At 62.2% G+C, this 17137-nt stretch carries 16 protein-coding genes and 1 tRNA gene; all 17 read right to left on the bottom strand.

Annotated features, from left to right (window positions below; translation table 11 throughout):
* Nucleotides 1–13 precede the first annotated feature (13 nt).
* The 17 genes from nusA to OQE56_RS10905 all read right to left on the bottom strand — a co-directional run bounded on the left by nusA (nucleotide 14) and on the right by OQE56_RS10905 (nucleotide 17131).
* On the bottom strand, nucleotides 14–1519 hold the full coding sequence (gene nusA, locus OQE56_RS10985) for a transcription termination factor NusA (protein WP_267224288.1): 1506 nt from the start codon (nucleotides 1517–1519) through the stop codon (nucleotides 14–16).
* Nucleotides 1520–1566: 47 nt separating this feature from the next.
* The gene (locus OQE56_RS10980; RefSeq protein WP_267224286.1) at nucleotides 1567–2082 is read right to left on the bottom strand and encodes a ribosome maturation factor RimP; all 516 of its coding nucleotides are present in this window, start codon (nucleotides 2080–2082) and stop codon (nucleotides 1567–1569) included.
* A 218-nt stretch (nucleotides 2083–2300) separates the two neighbouring features.
* Nucleotides 2301–2377 (bottom strand) — tRNA-Met (locus tag OQE56_RS10975).
* Between the two features lie 112 nt (nucleotides 2378–2489).
* On the bottom strand, nucleotides 2490–3929 hold the full coding sequence (gene nuoN, locus OQE56_RS10970; protein WP_267224285.1) for an NADH-quinone oxidoreductase subunit NuoN: 1440 nt from the start codon (nucleotides 3927–3929) through the stop codon (nucleotides 2490–2492).
* 12 nt (nucleotides 3930–3941) lie between these two features.
* The gene (locus OQE56_RS10965) at nucleotides 3942–5450 is read right to left on the bottom strand and encodes an NADH-quinone oxidoreductase subunit M (RefSeq protein WP_267224283.1); all 1509 of its coding nucleotides are present in this window, start codon (nucleotides 5448–5450) and stop codon (nucleotides 3942–3944) included.
* 13 nt (nucleotides 5451–5463) lie between these two features.
* Complete coding sequence (nuoL, locus tag OQE56_RS10960; protein WP_267224281.1) at nucleotides 5464–7533, bottom strand: NADH-quinone oxidoreductase subunit L; 2070 nt, start codon at nucleotides 7531–7533, stop codon at nucleotides 5464–5466.
* A gap of 4 nt (nucleotides 7534–7537) precedes the next feature.
* Complete coding sequence (gene nuoK, locus OQE56_RS10955; protein WP_267224279.1) at nucleotides 7538–7843, bottom strand: NADH-quinone oxidoreductase subunit NuoK; 306 nt, start codon at nucleotides 7841–7843, stop codon at nucleotides 7538–7540.
* On the bottom strand, nucleotides 7840–8493 hold the full coding sequence (locus OQE56_RS10950; RefSeq protein WP_267224277.1) for an NADH-quinone oxidoreductase subunit J: 654 nt from the start codon (nucleotides 8491–8493) through the stop codon (nucleotides 7840–7842). The genes nuoK and OQE56_RS10950 overlap by 4 nt, the downstream gene beginning before the upstream one ends.
* A 12-nt stretch (nucleotides 8494–8505) precedes the next feature.
* Nucleotides 8506–8997, bottom strand: a complete 492-nt coding sequence (gene nuoI, locus OQE56_RS10945; protein ID WP_267224276.1) for an NADH-quinone oxidoreductase subunit NuoI — start codon at nucleotides 8995–8997, stop codon at nucleotides 8506–8508.
* Between the two features lie 8 nt (nucleotides 8998–9005).
* Nucleotides 9006–10034 (bottom strand): NADH-quinone oxidoreductase subunit NuoH, encoded by a 1029-nt coding sequence (gene nuoH / locus OQE56_RS10940; RefSeq protein ID WP_267224274.1) that lies wholly within the window; start codon nucleotides 10032–10034, stop codon nucleotides 9006–9008.
* Between the two features lie 4 nt (nucleotides 10035–10038).
* A complete protein-coding gene (gene nuoG / locus OQE56_RS10935) occupies nucleotides 10039–12360 on the bottom strand; it encodes an NADH-quinone oxidoreductase subunit NuoG (protein WP_267224272.1) in 2322 nt (773 codons plus the stop codon).
* The gene (gene nuoF, locus OQE56_RS10930) at nucleotides 12357–13667 is read right to left on the bottom strand and encodes an NADH-quinone oxidoreductase subunit NuoF (RefSeq protein ID WP_267224270.1); all 1311 of its coding nucleotides are present in this window, start codon (nucleotides 13665–13667) and stop codon (nucleotides 12357–12359) included. Before nuoF ends, nuoG begins: the two co-directional genes overlap by 4 nt.
* A gap of 12 nt (nucleotides 13668–13679) precedes the next feature.
* Nucleotides 13680–14207 carry an NADH-quinone oxidoreductase subunit NuoE gene (nuoE, locus tag OQE56_RS10925; RefSeq protein ID WP_267224267.1) on the bottom strand — a complete coding sequence of 176 codons (528 nt, stop codon included), beginning with the start codon at nucleotides 14205–14207 and terminating at the stop codon, nucleotides 13680–13682.
* An 18-nt stretch (nucleotides 14208–14225) separates the two neighbouring features.
* Nucleotides 14226–15479, bottom strand: coding sequence for an NADH-quinone oxidoreductase subunit D (locus OQE56_RS10920; RefSeq protein WP_267224265.1), 1254 nt, complete (start codon nucleotides 15477–15479; stop codon nucleotides 14226–14228).
* A 2-nt stretch (nucleotides 15480–15481) separates the two neighbouring features.
* Nucleotides 15482–16210, bottom strand: coding sequence for an NADH-quinone oxidoreductase subunit C (locus tag OQE56_RS10915; protein ID WP_267224263.1), 729 nt, complete (start codon nucleotides 16208–16210; stop codon nucleotides 15482–15484).
* A 16-nt stretch (nucleotides 16211–16226) separates the two neighbouring features.
* Nucleotides 16227–16784 (bottom strand): NuoB/complex I 20 kDa subunit family protein, encoded by a 558-nt coding sequence (locus OQE56_RS10910; protein WP_026034090.1) that lies wholly within the window; start codon nucleotides 16782–16784, stop codon nucleotides 16227–16229.
* The gene (locus OQE56_RS10905) at nucleotides 16775–17131 is read right to left on the bottom strand and encodes an NADH-quinone oxidoreductase subunit A (RefSeq protein ID WP_267224260.1); all 357 of its coding nucleotides are present in this window, start codon (nucleotides 17129–17131) and stop codon (nucleotides 16775–16777) included. The genes OQE56_RS10910 and OQE56_RS10905 overlap by 10 nt, the downstream gene beginning before the upstream one ends.
* Between the last annotated feature and the right edge of the window lie 6 nt (nucleotides 17132–17137).

Here is a 17137-nt window from a genome sequence, read left to right as displayed (position 1 = left end):
CTGCCGCCCGCGCTTAGCCACCCTTCTCCAGACGCGCGATCATCGGCGCACGTGCGGCCATGATCAGCGCTGCGGCACGATCTTCGTCCATACCTTCGATATCGATCAGGTCGTCGACCGCCAGATCGGCCAGGTCGTCCACCGTCACGATTTCACGCGAAGCCAGTGCGTAGGCCGTTGCGTCGTCCATGCCCGGCAGTTGCAGGAGCTCTTCCGACGGCTGGTGCTCGTCGATGCCCTCTTCCACTGCCAGCGCTTCCGTAAGCAGCGCGTCGCGGGCGCGGGCGCGGAGCTCTTCCACAATGTCTTCGTCGAAGCCTTCGACTGCGAGCAACTCGGCGCTCGGGACGTAGGCGATTTCCTCGACGCTGGAGAAGCCTTCCTGCACGAGGATGCTGGCGATCTCCTGGTCCACTTCCAGCTTGTCCATGAACAGCTGGCGCGAGGCCTCCTGTTCGGCTTCGCTCTTGGCGGCAACCTGATCCTGCGTCATCACGTTGAGCTGCCAGCCGGTGAGCTTGCTGGCGAGGCGCACGTTCTGGCCACCGCGACCGATGGCCTGAGACAGCTTGTCCTCAGCCACGGCGATATCCATGGAATGCTTTTCTTCGTCCATGATGATGGACTGGACTTCCGCCGGCGCCATCGCGTTGATGACGTACTGCGCCTGGTTTTCGTGCCACAGGATGATGTCCACGCGCTCACCGTTGAGCTCGTTGGACACGGCCTGCACACGCGAACCGCGCATACCGATGCAGGCACCGATGGGATCGGTGCGCGAATCGTGCGCGACGACGGCGATCTTGGCGCGGTCACCCGGGTCGCGGGCGCAGCCCTTGATCTCGACCAGGCCCTGGCCGACTTCCGGCACTTCGAGCTTGAACAGCTCGATCATGAATTCCGGTGCGGCACGCGACACGAACAGCTGCGGGCCGCGAGCTTCCGAGCGCACCTCGTAGAGGTAGCCGCGAACGCGGTCGCCAACGCGGGCCGACTCGCGCGGAATGGTCCGGTCGCGCGGAATGAAGGCTTCGGCGTTGCTGCCCAGGTCGAGGTACACGTTACCGCGCTCAACGCGCTTGACGATGCCGGTGACCAGCTCGCCCACGCGATCGCGGAAGGCGTCCACCACCTGCATGCGCTCGGCTTCGCGCACGCGCTGCACGATCACCTGCTTGGCGGCCTGCGCGGCGATGCGACCGAATTCGGCGTTCTCGATCTGCGTCTCGATGTACTCGCCGACCTCAGCGCCTTCGCGCTCGTCGACGGCATCCATCAGGCGCACCTGGTGGAACGGTGATTCCATCTCACCGTCGTCTGCGATGATTTCCCAACGGCGGAAGGTCTCGTAATCGCCGGTGTGGCGATCGATGACCACGCGGATATCCGGATCTTCATCCGGATAGCGCTTCTTGGCAGCGGACGCGAGCGCCGCTTCCATTGCCTGGAAAATCACTTCGCGCGGCACGCCCTTTTCGTTGGCAACCGCGTCAACCACCAGCAAAAGCTCTTTGCTCATTGCAGCAACTCCGTAGACGCAGCCTGCGTCCGATCGGTTTCGATTGATTACTTCGTGGCCTTCTGGCCCGGCTTCTTACCCGGCTTGGGCTGCGGCACGTAACCGAGCGCCACCCAGTCAGGCACTACACGCGCGCTTTCCACTGCGTCGTGGTTGAACTCGAAAGTCTTGCCCTCGCCTTCCAGCGATATCCGCTCGCCATCCACCGAGACCACCTTGCCGCGCAAGCGGCGACGTCCTTCCAGGGGCGCCTTCAGCAATACCTTTACTTCCGTACCCGCCACCTTGGCGAACTGCGCGGCCGTGAACAAAGGACGATCGATGCCGGGAGAGGAAACTTCCAGCACGTAGTGGCCCGGAATCGGGTCCTCCACGTCCAGCAACGCCGACAGCTCGCGGCTGGCGGTCTCGCAATCGTCCAGGCCGACTTCGCGACCCTCGGTGTCAAGATAAACTCGCAGCGTACTCTGCCCCTGCGACGGGGTGAACTCCACGCCGATGCATTCCAGCCCCAGATCGGACAGAACTTCGGTGAAGCGTTGTGCCAGTGCCTGCGTGTCCATGATTCGCCTATCGTTACTCGTCGCCAGAAACAAAAAATGGGCTCAAGCGGCCCATTCCATGCTCTTGAAAAGAGCGTCCTCGCCGATGTCCCGACTCATCCAGACTCTTTCGGGGCACCGCACAAACAGCATCGAAGCAGCCTGTGACATATGTGCGACGCTTCCATGCGCCCAACAAAAAAGCCTCACGAGGAGGCTTTCTTGTTCTAAGAAAGATCTGGTAGCGGGGGTAGGATTCGAACCTACGACCTTCGGGTTATGAGCCCGACGAGCTGCCAGACTGCTCCACCCCGCATCAGAGTCCAGAAATATTAGCGAGATGGCCGGATTCTTGCAAGCTTTTTCGCTAATTTTTTTCACAAATCTTTCAATGTGCGCATGACGGAGCGGCTCCGCCATGACACGCATCAACCCACAAAAACCCGCTGGCACCAACCAAACAGCGGGCCCCAGCCGATACCCAGCACCAACAGCGCCAGCACGTTAAGCGACAGCACCACGCGCAGCGACACATCGCTCTGGAGACGGATTTCGGTGCCTTCCACGGGCTTGTCGAAATACATCACCTTGACCACGCGCAGGTAGTAGTAGATGCCGATGATGGCAGCCACGGCGCCCACGATGGCCAGCCACAGGAAACCGGCATGGATCGCTGCCTGGAACACCAGCAGCTTGGCGAAGAAGCCGAACATCGGCGGCACGCCGGCCATCGAGAACATCACCAGCATCATCAGGAACGCAGCCCACGGCGAGCGCTGGTTGAGCCCCTTCAGGTCGTCGATCTCTTCGCATTCGAAACCGGCGCGTGCCAGGGCCAGGATCACACCGAACGCGGCGGCGCTCATCAGCGCATAGCTGATGGCGTAGAACAGCGCCGAGGCATAACCCTCCGGGCCGGCGTTGACCAGACCCAGCAACAGGTAGCCCATGTGCGAGATGGTCGAGTAAGCCAGCAGACGCTTGAGGTTGCTCTGCACGATGGCCAGCAGGTTACCGATGGCCAGCGAAAGTACCGCGAGGCAAGCCAGCATCAACTGCCAGTGGTGCGACAGATCTGCCAGCCCCGTCCCCAGCAGGCGGTACGCCATGCCGAAGGCCGCCAGCTTGGGTGCCGAGCCGATGAAGATGGTGACGGCCGTGGGCGAGCCCTGGTAAACGTCCGGGATCCACATGTGGAACGGCGCAGCGCCGAGCTTGAAGCCGATGCCCACGATCATGAAGATCAGGCCAAACACCAGCAGGTGCGGCATGGTCGTCTGCCCTGCCGCCATGTGCAGGTGAGCCAGGTCCAGCGTACCGGTGGCACCGTAGACCATCGACATGCCGTACAGCAGCATGCCCGACGCCAGCGCACCCAGCACGAAGTACTTGATGGCCGCTTCGGAGGACAGGCGCGAGTCGCGATTCAGCGCTACCAGCGCGTAAGACGACAGCGTCAGCTGCTCCAGACCCAGGTACACGGTGAGCAGGCTGCCGGCCGAGACCAGCAACATGATGCCGATGACCGCAAAGATCGTGAGCGTATAGAACTCGCCCACAAACAGTTTGCGATCCTGCAGGTAGGGCTTGGCGTAGAAGAACACTAGCACGGTGCTAAGCAGAGCGAAGACCTTGAGGACTTCCGCTACGCCGTCGCGCACGAACATGCCGTTGAACGCGGTCACTGTCTGGCTTGGTTGACCGGCAATCACCAGATAGACGCCCACCAGCAGCACGGCGATGGACAGCCAGTGCAGCATTGAGCGCTGCTCGGGCTTCATGAAGGCATCCAGCAGCAGCAGCAAGCACGCCGCCGCCACCAGATACAGCTCCGGCAACAGGATCAGAATGTCATTTAAATTCGGCATGAGCGGTCCTGCTTAGATCTTGTGGTTGCCAAGCTGCGTGACCAGCTGCGTTACCGACGCATCCATCAGATGGATCAGCGGCTGCGGCCAGATACCCAGGGCCAGCACGGCGGCAGCGAAGGCACCCAGCACAAACCATTCGCGGCCATTGATGTCCTTCATCTCAGCCACGTGCGGATTGGTGATGTCGCCCCACAGCACGCGCTTGACCATGTACAGCGTGTAAGCCGCACCGATGATCAGGGTGAACGCGGCGAAGAACGCGATCCACGGATTGGCCTGGAAGCTGGCCAACACCACCTGGAACTCGCCCACGAACCCGCTGGTGCCCGGCAGACCGCTGTTGGCCATGGCGAACAGCACGTAGAAGAAGCCGAACCAGGGCATGACGTTGATGACGCCGCCGTAGTCCTTGATCTGACGGGTGTGCAGACGGTCGTACAGCACGCCGATGCACGAGAACATCGCGCCCGACACGAAACCGTGCGAAATCATCTGCACCATCGCACCCTGCATGCCCAGCTTGGCGGCATCCAGGTTGTTGGCGCCACGCACCAGCATGAAGGCGATGAAGATACCCAGGGTCACGAAACCCATGTGCGCTACTGACGAGTACGCCACCAGCTTCTTCATGTCCTCCTGCACCAGCGCGATGTAGCCGATATAGACCACCGCGATCAGGCTCAGGCCGATTACCACCCAGGCGTATGCCTCAGCAGCATCCGGCGTGATGGGAAGCGAGAAACGCAGGAAACCATAGCCACCGATCTTCAGCATCACTGCGGCCAGCACCACCGAACCGCCCGTAGGCGCTTCCACGTGGGCATCCGGCAACCAGGTATGCACCGGCACCATCGGAACCTTCACTGCGAACGCGATGAGGAAGGCAAAGAACAGCCAGCTCTGCTCCTTCAACGTCAGCGGCAAGGCCGCCAGCGTAGCCAGATCAAACGAACCGGCCTTCAGGTACAGGTAGATCAGACCCACCAGCATGAAGATGGAGCCGAAGAACGTGTAGATGAAGAACTTCAGCGTGGCGTACACGCGGCGCGGACCACCCCAGACACCGATGAGAATGAACATCGGGATCAGCATGGCCTCGAAGAACACGTAGAACAGCAACGCGTCCGTGGCGCAGAACACGCCGATCATCAGGCCTTCGAGCACCAGCATGGCAGCCATGTACTGGTGAGGATTGGTCTGGATGACCTCCCATGCGCCCACGATGACCAGAATGCCGACAAACGTTGTCAGCAGGATCAGGGCGATCGAAATACCGTCGACGGCCAGCGCGTAATGCACGTTGAGGCCGGCGATCCAGATGTGATCTTCCACCAGCTGCTTGGCGGCATTGCCCGCGTTGTACTGCGGCAGCAGATAGAGGCTGAGCACAAAGGTGACGATAGCCACCAGCAGCGCGATCCACCGCGCGGCATTGGGACGGCCGGAGCCAGCAAGCAGCACCGGGATGGCGCCCACGACGGGGAGCCAGATCAGCAGGCTGAGCAAATGATTGAACATGGAGCAGGTTCCCTTATTGCCCGACCAGCCAATACCCGCCAAGCAGCAGGATCAGGCCGAGAATCATCGCGAAGGCGTAGTGGTAGAGGTAGCCGGACTGCAGGCGGCGCATGCCACCCGCGATACGGTCCACCAGACTCGCCGAACCATTGACCAACACACCGTCGATTACCGCAGCGTCACCGCCCTTCCACAGGGCACGCCCCAGCGCGATACCGCCACGCGCGAAGACGATGTAGTACACCGCGTCAAACCAGTACTTGTGGTTGAGCATGTTGTAGACCGGCTTCAGCGCATTCTTGATGCGTTCGGCGACGGCCGGGTTGAACAGGTAAATGTAGGTCTGAATGGCGAAGGCCGCTGCCACCAGCCAGAACGGCAGCTGGGTGAAGCCATGCAGCGCCATCGCGGCCCAACTATGGAACTCCTTGCCCACTTCGCCGAGCACATTGTTCGCTTCGTTGACGTGGATGGCCGAACCGAACCACTCGCCGAAGAGCATCGGCTGGACCGCCATGGCACCAACGATGATCGACGGGATAGCCAGCAGGATCAGCGGCAACGTCACCACCCACGGCGACTCCTTCGGCGTCTCATGCATGATGCCGGCCTCGTGATGGCCATGATCATCCTTGTGGGAGACGTGATGGTGCTCATCGTGATCAGCATGCGCATCATGGCCGTGACCATGACCGTGATCGTGCACCACGACAAAACGTTCCTTGCCGTGGAAAGTCAGGTACATCTGGCGGAAGGTGTAGAGCGCCGTCACGAAAGCACCGGCCATCACGCAGAAGTAAGCGTAGTTCGCGCCCCAGCGGTGGGACTCGCCCACCGCCTCGATGATGGCGTCTTTCGAGTAGAAGCCAGCGAAGAACGGCACGCCGCACAGCGCCAGCGAGCCGACCCACATGGTGATCCAGGTGATCGGCATGTACTTGCGCAGGCCGCCCATGTAGCGCATGTCCTGCTCATGGTGCATGGCGATGATGACCGAGCCGGCACCCAGGAACAGCAGCGCCTTGAAGAACGCATGGGTCATCAGGTGGAACACGGCGCCCGCATAAGCGGATACGCCCAGCGCCACCGTCATGTAACCCAGCTGCGACAGCGTGGAGTACGCGACGACGCGCTTGATGTCGTTCTGCACGATGCCGATCAGGCCGGTGAACAGGGCGCCGGTGGCGCCAATGATCATCACGAAGCTGAGCGCGGTCTCCGACAGTTCGAAGATCGGCGACATGCGGGCCACCATGAAGATGCCGGCGGTCACCATCGTTGCCGCGTGGATCAGCGCGGAGATGGGGGTCGGGCCTTCCATCGAGTCCGGCAGCCACACGTGCAGCGGCACCTGGGCGGACTTACCCATCGCACCGATGAACAGCAGGATGCAGATCACCGTAGCGGCATCCCAGTGGGTGTTCTGGGTGATCTGCAGGGTCTTGCCCACCAGCGTCGGCGCAGCCGAGAACGCCGTGGCGTAGTCGAGCGTACCCAGGAAGTACAGCACGCCAGCGATACCGAGCAGAAAACCGAAGTCGCCCACACGGTTGACCAGGAACGCCTTGAGGTTGGCGAAGATCGCCGTCGGGCGCTTGTACCAGAAGCCGATCAGCAGGTACGACACCAGGCCCACCGCTTCCCAGCCAAAGAACAGCTGCATGAAGTTGTTGCTCATCACGAGCATCAACATCGAGAAGGTAAACAGCGAGATGTAGCTGAAGAAGCGCTGGTAGCCGTCATCGTCGGCCATGTAGCCGATGGTATAGATGTGCACCAGCAGCGACACGAAGGTCACCACCACCATCATCATGGCGGTGAGACGATCGATCAGGAAACCGACGTGGGCGCTGTAATTGCCGATATCGAACCAGGTGTAGATGTTCTGGTTATAGACCGGTGCACCGCCCGCGGTGAGCTGGTACAGCACGTAGAACGACAGGCCGCAGGCAATCGCCACGCCAAGAATGGTCGCCGTATGCGAGCCTGCGCGGCCAATGAAGCGACCAAGGAAGCCAGCCAGCAAGCATCCGACGAGCGGCGCCAGGGCGATGGTCAGCAGAATGGAGGTAGACAATGCCATCGGGTCAGCCCTTCATGCTGTCGATTTCGGCGACGTTGATGGTGCTGCGGTTACGGAACAGCAGGACCAGGATCGCCAGGCCAATGGCGGTTTCCGCCGCGGCCACGGTGAGGATGAAGAACACGAACACCTGCCCCGCCACATCACCCAGAAAACGGGAGAACGCGACGAAGTTGATGTTCACCGCCAGGAGCATCAGCTCGATCGACATCAACAGCACGATCACGTTCTTGCGGTTGATGAAGAGACTAGCCAGGGCAATGCAGAACAGCACCGCACCGAGCACGATGAAATGGGCGAGCGTGATCATGGGGTGGTCTCCTTGCCCGGTGCCGGCTGGGGTGCGGCGGGAACAGTCGCGGCCATCTTCACCACGCGCACGCGGTCACGCGGATTGACGAGCACCTGCTGCGAGGCCTGCTGATGACGGGTACCGGCGCGATGACGGATGGTCAGCGCCACGGCTGCCACCACACCGACGGTGAGGATCAGCGCGGCAATCTCGAATGGCAGCAGGAACTGCGTGTAAAGCGCGTGGCCCAGCCATTCGGTGTTGGACACACCGGCGACCGTGGCCGGGTTGGCGCCCATCACCTGCTCGTGCATCGCACGCACGCCGATCAGCGCGACCATTTCGCCGAGCATGACCAGAGCGACAATGATGCCCACCGGCAGGAACTTGATAAAGCCTTCGCGCAGGCGCTCCTCGTTGATGTCCAACATCATCACCACGAACAGGAACAGCACCATCACCGCGCCCACGTAGACCACGATGAGTGCGATGGCGAGAAACTCCGCTTCGGCCAGCAGCCAGATGCAGGCGGTGCTGAAGAAGGTCAGCACCAGCGACAGCACGGCATGCACCGTATTGCGCAGCGTGATGACGCCCAGCGCCGCCACGACGGTAACCGCCGCGAAAGCGTAGAAGCAGACGAGTTGGAACATGGACGGATCAATCATGATGTTCCTTCCTCAGCGATACGCAGCGTCTTGAGCGCGGGCAGCCGCGATGTCCGCCTCGAAGCGGTCACCAATGGCGAGCAGCTGCGGCTTGGTCACCACGTTCTCGCCACGTTGCTCGAAGTGGTACTCATGAATGTGGGTTTCGACGATCGAGTCGACCGGGCAGCTCTCTTCGCAGAACCCGCAGAAGATGCACTTGAACAGGTCGATGTCGTAACGCGTGGTACGACGCTGACCGTCGCTTTCACGCGGAGCCGAATCGATGGTGATCGCCAGCGCCGGGCACACCGCCTCGCACAGCTTGCACGCGATGCAGCGCTCTTCGCCGTTGGCGTAGCGGCGCAGGGCATGCAGTCCGCGGAAGCGGTTCGACTTGGGGATGTGCTCCATCGGGTAGCGCATCGTGTACTTGGGCCTGAACATGTAACGCATGGTCAGAGCCAAACCTTTGCACAGCTCGATAAGCAGCAGGCTTTTGAAATAGTGAGTAACGCGGGACATGGTTTTCTTCAGCCTCCCGTGCCGACGGTGACCCAGCCGAAATACTTCATACAGCCGGCGACGAGGACCCAGACGATGGTGATGGGAATGAATACCTTCCAGCCCAGACGCATGATCTGGTCATAGCGGTAGCGCGGGAAGCTGGCGCGGAACCACAGGAAGAGGAATGCAAAAATGAAGACCTTCACGAACAGCCACAGGATGCTGTCGGTGCCGAGGAAGCCCCACGAAGCGGGGAACGGCGACAGCCAGCCACCCATGAACAGGATCGAAGCCAGGAAGCTGACCAGGATCATGTTGGCGTATTCGGCCAGGAAGAACAGCGCGAACGCCGAGCCGGAATATTCCACGTGGAAGCCCGCGACGATTTCGGACTCGCCTTCCGCCACGTCGAACGGAGCACGGTTGGTTTCAGCCACGCCCGAGACGAAGTAGATAACGAAGACCGGCAGCAGCGGCCACATGAACCAATCGAAGATGCCCTTTGAACCGCCCTGCGCATGCACGATGTCGGTCAGGTTGAGCGAACCCGCCAGCACCAGCACGCACACCAGGCACAGGCCCATGGCCAGTTCGTACGAGATCACCTGTGCGGCCGAACGCATCGCACCCAGCAGCGCATAACGCGAGTTGGAGGCCCAGCCGGCGAGAATGATGCCGTAGACACCCAGCGACGTCATGGCCAGCAGGTAAAGCACGCCCGCATTGACGTTGGCCAGCACCAGCTTGTCGTTGAACGGAATAACCGCCCAGGCCGCCAGTGCCGGGATCAGGGCAAGCAGCGGCGCCATGTAATACAGCGCCTTGTTTGCGCTGGTCGGAAGAATCACTTCCTTCAGCAACAGCTTGGTCACGTCAGCGAAGGCCTGCAACAGGCCGAAGGGACCGATTTTGTTGGGTCCCATACGCACGTGCATCCAGCCGAGGACCTTACGCTCCCACCACACGTACAACGCCACCGTGATCACCAGCGGTAGCACGATGGCCAGAACGCCAAGGACCGGCCAGATCACCTGGTTGAAAATCTGTTCGCCCATGTGATTACGCCTTGCTCAGGGTGAGGGCCGCGCCGTAAGGCGGCAGCGTGACGGTGTCGGCGTGTGCCGCTTCGATCCATGCGGCGCCATCAGGCACCGTCACATCGATCACCAGCGGCAGCACGGCGTCGGCAACGCGCACAGCGGAACCTTCGCTGAGGCCCAGGCGCTGTGCCTCACCTGCATTCACGCGCACGGCAGGCGCGCGGTTCAGCGGGTGCTTGCTCAGTGCCGTGGCGCGGCGGAGGACAGCATCGGTGCGATAGATCGGCCAGGTGGCCAGTCGGCTCAGACCGCTGACGGACGGACGCGAGGCCAGCTCAGCGCGCGGCTGATGCGTGCGCTCACTGATGCCTTCGCGCAGACCGGCAAGATCGTCGAACTCAAAGCCCGCGACCTTGAGCACGCCGCCGAGCGCACGTAGCACCTTCCAGCCCGAACGCGCGTCACCCGGTGCCTTCGCACCAGCGGCCACGCTCTGCGACAGGCCATCGACGTTCACCAGCGTGCCGTCGGTTTCCGGCAGCAACGCCATCGGCAGAATCACGTCGGCGATGTCGCGCAGCTCCGGGCTGGCGAAAGCGGAGAACGCGACGACGCGCTCAGCACCCTTCAATGCCTTGAGGAATGCAGCACCATCGGCGACGTCCTGCAGCTCCACGCCGTACAGCACATAGGCCTTGCGCGGCTGGGCCAGCATCGCCTGGGCGTCGAGCCCGCCGTTACCCGGCAGCAAGCCCACGCGAGCCAGACCGATAGCGTTCGCGCCGACCGGCAGTTCGTTGTAGCCGGCACCGGTGGCTTCCGCGATGAAGTGGGCCACGGCGCGCAGCCACGAGGCCTGCGGATGCGTGATGGCTGCTTCGCCCAGGATGACCACGGCGTTGCCGTTCTTCAGGTCGGCAATGGCGTCCTTGTCGCCCTGATCGGACGAGGCGCCGTTGATGGCAGCGGCCAGCGCGGACGGCGCAGCAGCACCTGCTTCGACAGCAGCCTTGGCCAGCGACAGCAGCGCATCGACCAGCGCCTGCGGCGCGACGATGGCTTCGCCAGCCAGCTTGTAGTTGAAGTTGAAGCTCGCCGGATTGACGGCGTAGACCTTGGCGCCCTTCTTCACAGCCTGATGAATGCGGTGATTCACCAGCGGCAGTTCGTGGCGCAGATCGGAGCCGACCAGCAACGCAGCCTTGACCTTGTCCAGTTCGGCCACCGGCTTGCCAAAAGCAGTCGCCACGGCGTTGTCGGCGAAATCGAGCTGACGCACGCGGTGATCCATGTGCGCGCTGCCCAGACCACGCGCCAGACGTACCAGCAGGTCGCCTTCTTCGTTGGTGGTTGCCGGATGCGCCAGCATGCCCAGGTCGCTGCCCGGCACAGCCTTCAGCGCTTCGGCCGCGGCGCCCAGGGCGTGTTCCCACGTCGTGGTCTGCCACTGGCCGTTGCGCTTCACCTGCGGAGCCTTTACGCGATCTTCCGCGTAGAGACCCTGGTGGCTGTAGCGGTCGCGGTCGGACAGCCAGCACTCGTTGATCGATTCGTTGTCGCGCGGCACCGTGCGCAGCACCTCACCGCGGCGCGTGTGCAGCCACAGGTTGGAACCCAGCGCATCGTGGTACGCGATGGACGGCTTGGCGACCAGCTCCCAGGCGCGTGCCTGGAACTGGAACGGCTTGTTGGTGAGCGCGCCCACCGGGCAAACGTCGATGATGTTGCCCGACAGTTCCGTCTCGATGGTCTTGCCGATGTACGTGCCGATCTGCAGGTTGTCGCCGCGGCTCATACCGCCCAGCTCGTACGTACCGGCGATTTCGCTGGTGAAGCGCACGCAACGCGTGCACTGGATGCAGCGGGTCATCTCGGTGGCAACCAGCGGGCCGAGGTTCTCGTCGGCGATGGTGCGCTTGCGCTCGGTGTAGCGCGACACGCTGCGGCCGTAACCCAGCGCGACGTCCTGCAGTTCGCACTCGCCGCCCTGATCGCAGATCGGGCAATCCAGCGGGTGGTTGATCAGCAGGAATTCCATGACGTCCTTCTGATACTTCAGAGCGACGTCGGTACGGGTCTTCACCTTCATGCCTTCGGCCACCGGAGTGGCGCAGGCCGGCTGTGGCTTGGGCATGGGCTTGCCGCCCATTTCCACTTCCACCAAGCACATACGGCAGTTGGCGGCGATCGGCAGCTTGCGGTGATAGCAGAAACGCGGGATCGACACGCCAATGGCGTCGGCCGCTTCGATGATCATGGCGCCCTTGCGGATCTGCGTGGGCTTGCCGTCGATCTCGATGTTCAGCAGGTCAAGATTAGGCGTAGTGGGCTGCGCACTCATGCGGCGGCTCCAAGCTTGTCGTCGACGATGGAGCGACCGTTGACGATGTAGTACTCAAATTCATCCCAGAACTGGCGCAGGAAGCCCTGCACCGGCCACGCGGCGGCTTCGCCGAACGCGCAGATGGTGTGGCCTTCGATCTGGCCGGCAATGGCCTTGAGGCGATGCAGGTCGTCCATCGTGCCCTGCCCGGCCACGATGCGATCCAGCACGCGGTGCATCCAGCCGGTGCCTTCGCGGCACGGGGTGCACTGACCGCAGCTTTCCTTGTGGAAGAACTGCGAGATGCGGCGAGTGAAACGGACCGTGCAGACGGTGTCGTCGAGCACCACGATGGCGCCCGAACCGAGGCCCGTCTTGAGGTCACGCAGGGTGTCGTAGTCGAACGGCAGACCCTTCAGCTGCTCGGCGCGCAGCACCGGCATGGACACGCCACCGGGGATCGCTCCCTTCAGCGTGCGACCCGGACGCAGGCCACCGGCCATTTCCAGCAGTTCGTCGAAGGTGGTACCCAGCGGCACTTCGAAGTTGCCGCCCTTCTGCACGCAGCCGGAGACCGAGAAGATCTTCGGGCCACCGTTCTTGGTCTTGCTCTGCGCCAGGAACCAGTCGGCACCCTTGCGCAGGATGGCCGGCACCGAGGCGTAGGTTTCGGTGTTGTTGATGGTGCTGGGCTTGCCGTACAGACCGAAGTTGGCCGGGAACGGCGGCTTGAAGCGCGGCTGGCCCTTCTTGCCTTCCAGCGATTCCATCAACGCGGTTTCTTCGCCGCAGATGTAGGCACCGGCGCCGAGTGCGCCATAGATGTCCACGTTGATGCCGGTTCCCTGGATGTTCTTGCCGAGCAGGCCGGCGGCGTACGCTTCCTTCAGGGCCTCTTCGAAGTGCTCGAAAGGCTCGTGATGGAACTCACCACGCAGGTAGTTGTAGGCGACGGTCGAGCCCGTGCAATAGCACGCGATCGCCATGCCTTCGATCACCGAGTGCGGGTTGAAGCGCAGGATGTCGCGGTCTTTGCAGGTGCCCGGCTCGGATTCGTCCGAGTTGCAGAGAATGTACTTCTGCATGTCGCCCTTCGGCATGAAGGACCACTTCAGACCGGTCGGGAAGCCTGCGCCGCCACGGCCACGCAGATTGCTCTTCTTGATCTCTTCGATCAGCGTGTTCGGATCGGGCTTCTCGGCGAGGATCTTCTTCCACGCTTCATAACCACCGACCTGGGTGTAGCTGTCCATTGCCCACGGCTTGTCAAAATGCAGCGTGGTGTAGACGACCTGATGTTCTTTGGGTGCGGGTCCGTAAGCCATTGCGCCCTGCCCTTACTTGAGACCGTCGAGAATTTCGTCGATCTTCTGGATCGAGAGACGCTCGTGGTAGTGACCATTGACGGTCATCGCCGGCGCGTTGGCGCAAGCGGCGATGCATTCTTCTTCGCGCTTCAGATACACGCGGCCATCGGCCGTGCTTTCGCCCAGCTTGATGCCCAGCTTCTTCTCGGCGTGCGCCACCAGCTCATCGGCGCCATTGAGCCAGCACGAGATGTTGGTGCAAATGGCGACGTTGTTGCGGCCTACCGGCTTGGTCTCGAGCATCGAGTAGAAGCTGGCGACCTCGTAGGCCCACACGGCGGGCAGCTCGAGGTACTTGGCAACCGCGGTGATCAGCTCATCGGTGAGGAAGCCGTGGTTCTGCTCCTGCGCGGCAAACAGCGACTGGATCAGCGCCGAACGCTTGCGGTCCGCAGGAAAACGGGCAACCCACTCCTCGATGTGATGACGAGTGTGTTCGTTGAGTACGACGAGCGGGTCGACGTTCTTGACCTGCTCGTAATTTCCGGTGGCTTTCATGTGTGCTTTCCTCCGGGCTCAGCGATCGACTTCGCCGAACACGAGGTCATAGGTACCGATCATCGCCACCACGTCGGCCAGCATGTGGCCACGCACGATGGCGTCCATCGACGAAAGATGGGCAAAACCCGGTGCGCGCAGGTGCACGCGGAACGGCTTGTTCGCACCGTCCGACACCAGGTAGCAGCCGAACTCACCCTTCGGTGCTTCCACCGCCGCGTACGTCTCGCCTGCCGGCACGCCGTAGCCTTCGGTGAACAACTTGAAGTGGTGAATCAGCGCTTCCATGTCCTCCTTCATGTCTTCACGATGAGGCGGAGCGACCTTGTAGTTCTGCACGATGACCGGGCCGGGGTTGGCCTTCAGCCACTTCACGCACTGCTGGATGATGCGGTTGGACTGGCGCATCTCTTCGACGCGTACCAGGTAACGGTCGTAGCAGTCGCCGCCCGAAGCCACCGGAATGTCGAAATCCATCTCGGCGTACTTGGCGTACGGCTGCTTCTTGCGCAGATCCCACTCGATGCCCGAACCGCGCAGCATCACACCTGTCATGCCCCAGGCCTGGGCCATTTCGGGCGAGATGACGCCGATGCCGACGGTACGCTGCTTCCAGATGCGGTTATTGGTGAGCAGTTCCTCGTACTCGTCCACCTTGGTCGGGAAGTCGCTGGTAAACGCTTCGAGGTAGTCGAGCATGGAGCCTTCGCGCCAGCTGTTGAGGCGCTTGAGGTCCGCGCCCTTGTGCCAGGGCGACTCGCGGTACTGCGACATCTGATTCGGGAGGTCGCGATAGACGCCGCCCGGACGATAGTAGGTCGCGTGCATGCGCGCGCCCGACACCGCCTCGTAGACGTCCATCAGTTCCTCGCGCTCACGGAACGCGTACAGGAACACGGCCATCGCACCCAGGTCGAGCGCGTTGGAGCCGATCCACATCAGGTGGTTCAGGATGCGGGTGATTTCGTCGAACATGGTGCGGATGTACTGCGCACGCTCCGGCACCTCGATCCCCATCAGGGTTTCGATGGCGCGCACGTAGGCGTGCTCGTTGCACATCATCGACACATAGTCGAGGCGATCCATGTAGCCGATCGACTGATTGAACGGCTTGGACTCGGCCAGCTTTTCCGTGCCGCGGTGGAGCAGGCCCACGTGCGGATCGGCACGGACGATGGTTTCGCCGTCCATCTCCAGCACCAGGCGCAGCACGCCGTGCGCAGCAGGATGCTGCGGGCCGAAGTTCATCGTGTAATTGCGGATCTCTTGCATGATCAGTTGTTCCGCCAGTTATCGGCTGCTTCGGCCTTGGCCTGCAGCAGGTCGGCATCGTCACGGATGACGCGCGGCACCAGCACACGCGGTTCGATCGACACGGGTTCGTACACCACGCGCTTCTGCTCGGGGTCGTAGCGCACTTCGACGTTGCCGATCAGCGGGAAATCCTTGCGGAACGGATGACCCACGAAACCGTAGTCGGTGAGGATGCGGCGCAGGTCCGGATGGCCTTCGTAAACAATGCCGAACAGGTCGAACGACTCGCGCTCGAACCAGTTCACGCCCGGCCAGATGCCGGTCAGCGACGGCACCACCGGCAGCGTGTCGTCTTCGCAGAAGACGCGCAGGCGCAAACGCTGATTGTTTTCCAGCGACAGGAGGTGCACGACGGACGCAAAGCGATTCGGCAGCGTATCGGGACGCGGACGGTCGGACCACGCGAAACGGCCCATGGCCTCGCCTTCCACGCCACGCGAGAAGCCGGTGCCGGACACGGTTTCCGTGTCCCACTCGGTCTGGCCGTAGCTCATGTAGTCGACGCCGCAGACGTCGATCGGCACGCCGAAACGGAACGGTGCCTCATCACGCAGCGCGACGGCCACTGCGAGCAGATCGGCAGCGGCCACTTCAGCGGTGACTTCATTGCGGGCGACGCTGATCTTCAGCGTGTCGCCGAATCGCGCAGACAGGCGCTCGGCCAGCGAGTTGATCGGAGTATCAGTCATGGCTCAGCTGCGCCTTTTAAGAACGCGCGATGGTGTTGGTGCGGCGGATCTTCTTCTGCAACTGCAGAATGCCGTGGATCAGCGCTTCGGCCGTCGGCGGGCAGCCCGGCACGTAGATGTCCACCGGCACGATGCGATCGCAGCCGCGCACCACCGAATACGAGTAGTGGTAATAGCCGCCACCATTGGCGCAGCTACCCATGGAGATGACCCACTTGGGATCCGGCATCTGGTCGTAGACCTTGCGCAGCGCCGGGGCCATCTTGTTGACGAGGGTGCCGGCCACGATCATCACGTCGGACTGGCGCGGACTCGGACGGAACACCACGCCGTAGCGGTCCAGATCCAGGCGCGCGGCGCCGGCATGCATCATTTCCACGGCGCAACAGGCGAGACCAAAGGTCATCGGCCACATCGAACCGGTGCGTGCCCAGTTCATCAGCGCGTCGACGCTGGTGGTGGCGAAGCCGCGCTGGATAACGGGGTTGTCCTCGGCCGGACGCAGAATGTCGTCCACCAGGTTCAACGGCTGCGGGTTGTGCATCACCCGGTCGAGGGACGAGATCACTCCCATTCCAGTGCTCCCTTCTTCCACACGTAAGCAAAACCAATGACCAGCAGCAGCAGGAACAGCGCCATTTCAATCAGCGCGATGATGCCGATCTTCTGGAACACCACTGCCCACGGGAACAGAAAGGCGATTTCCAGATCGAAAATGATGAAGAGAATCGCCAGCAAGTAGTAGCGCACGTCAAAACGCATACGCGCGTCTTCGAAGGCCTCGAAGCCGCACTCGTAGGGCGAAAGCTTTTCCGCTTCGGGACGACGGGGGCCAGCTAGCAGGCCAATGGCCAGCAGCACCACGCCAAGGCCGGCGGCAACGCCGATGAACAGCAGAATGGGCCAGTATTCGGCAAGCACGGTGAA

It is taken from the genome of Dyella silvae (genome assembly GCF_026421305.1).
In the GTDB taxonomy this organism is placed as follows: Bacteria; Pseudomonadota; Gammaproteobacteria; order Xanthomonadales; family Rhodanobacteraceae; genus Dyella; species Dyella silvae.
The sequence above is the reverse complement of the archived record's forward strand: the minus strand, read 5'-3'. Positions and strand labels throughout refer to the sequence as shown.

Bases quoted from the DNA above. Each gene is read 5' to 3' on its own strand.
- nuoG (WP_267224272.1), bottom strand. From the start codon at position 12,360: ATGAGTGCGCAGCCCACTACGCCTAATCTTGACCTGCTGAACATCGAG.
- nuoF (WP_267224270.1), bottom strand. From the start codon at position 13,667: ATGGCTTACGGACCCGCACCCAAAGAACATCAGGTCGTCTACACCACG.
- nuoN (WP_267224285.1), bottom strand. From the start codon at position 3,929: ATGCCGAATTTAAATGACATTCTGATCCTGTTGCCGGAGCTGTATCTG.
- nuoI (WP_267224276.1), bottom strand. From the start codon at position 8,997: ATGTCCCGCGTTACTCACTATTTCAAAAGCCTGCTGCTTATCGAGCTG.
- nuoK (WP_267224279.1), bottom strand. From the start codon at position 7,843: ATGATCACGCTCGCCCATTTCATCGTGCTCGGTGCGGTGCTGTTCTGC.
- OQE56_RS10950 (WP_267224277.1), bottom strand. From the start codon at position 8,493: ATGATTGATCCGTCCATGTTCCAACTCGTCTGCTTCTACGCTTTCGCG.
- nusA (WP_267224288.1), bottom strand. From the start codon at position 1,519: ATGAGCAAAGAGCTTTTGCTGGTGGTTGACGCGGTTGCCAACGAAAAG.
- nuoE (WP_267224267.1), bottom strand. From the start codon at position 14,207: ATGAAAGCCACCGGAAATTACGAGCAGGTCAAGAACGTCGACCCGCTC.
- OQE56_RS10910 (WP_026034090.1), bottom strand. From the start codon at position 16,784: ATGGGAGTGATCTCGTCCCTCGACCGGGTGATGCACAACCCGCAGCCG.
- OQE56_RS10920 (WP_267224265.1), bottom strand. From the start codon at position 15,479: ATGCAAGAGATCCGCAATTACACGATGAACTTCGGCCCGCAGCATCCT.
- OQE56_RS10980 (WP_267224286.1), bottom strand. From the start codon at position 2,082: ATGGACACGCAGGCACTGGCACAACGCTTCACCGAAGTTCTGTCCGAT.
- nuoH (WP_267224274.1), bottom strand. From the start codon at position 10,034: ATGGGCGAACAGATTTTCAACCAGGTGATCTGGCCGGTCCTTGGCGTT.
- nuoL (WP_267224281.1), bottom strand. From the start codon at position 7,533: ATGGCATTGTCTACCTCCATTCTGCTGACCATCGCCCTGGCGCCGCTC.
- OQE56_RS10915 (WP_267224263.1), bottom strand. From the start codon at position 16,210: ATGACTGATACTCCGATCAACTCGCTGGCCGAGCGCCTGTCTGCGCGA.
- OQE56_RS10965 (WP_267224283.1), bottom strand. From the start codon at position 5,450: ATGTTCAATCATTTGCTCAGCCTGCTGATCTGGCTCCCCGTCGTGGGC.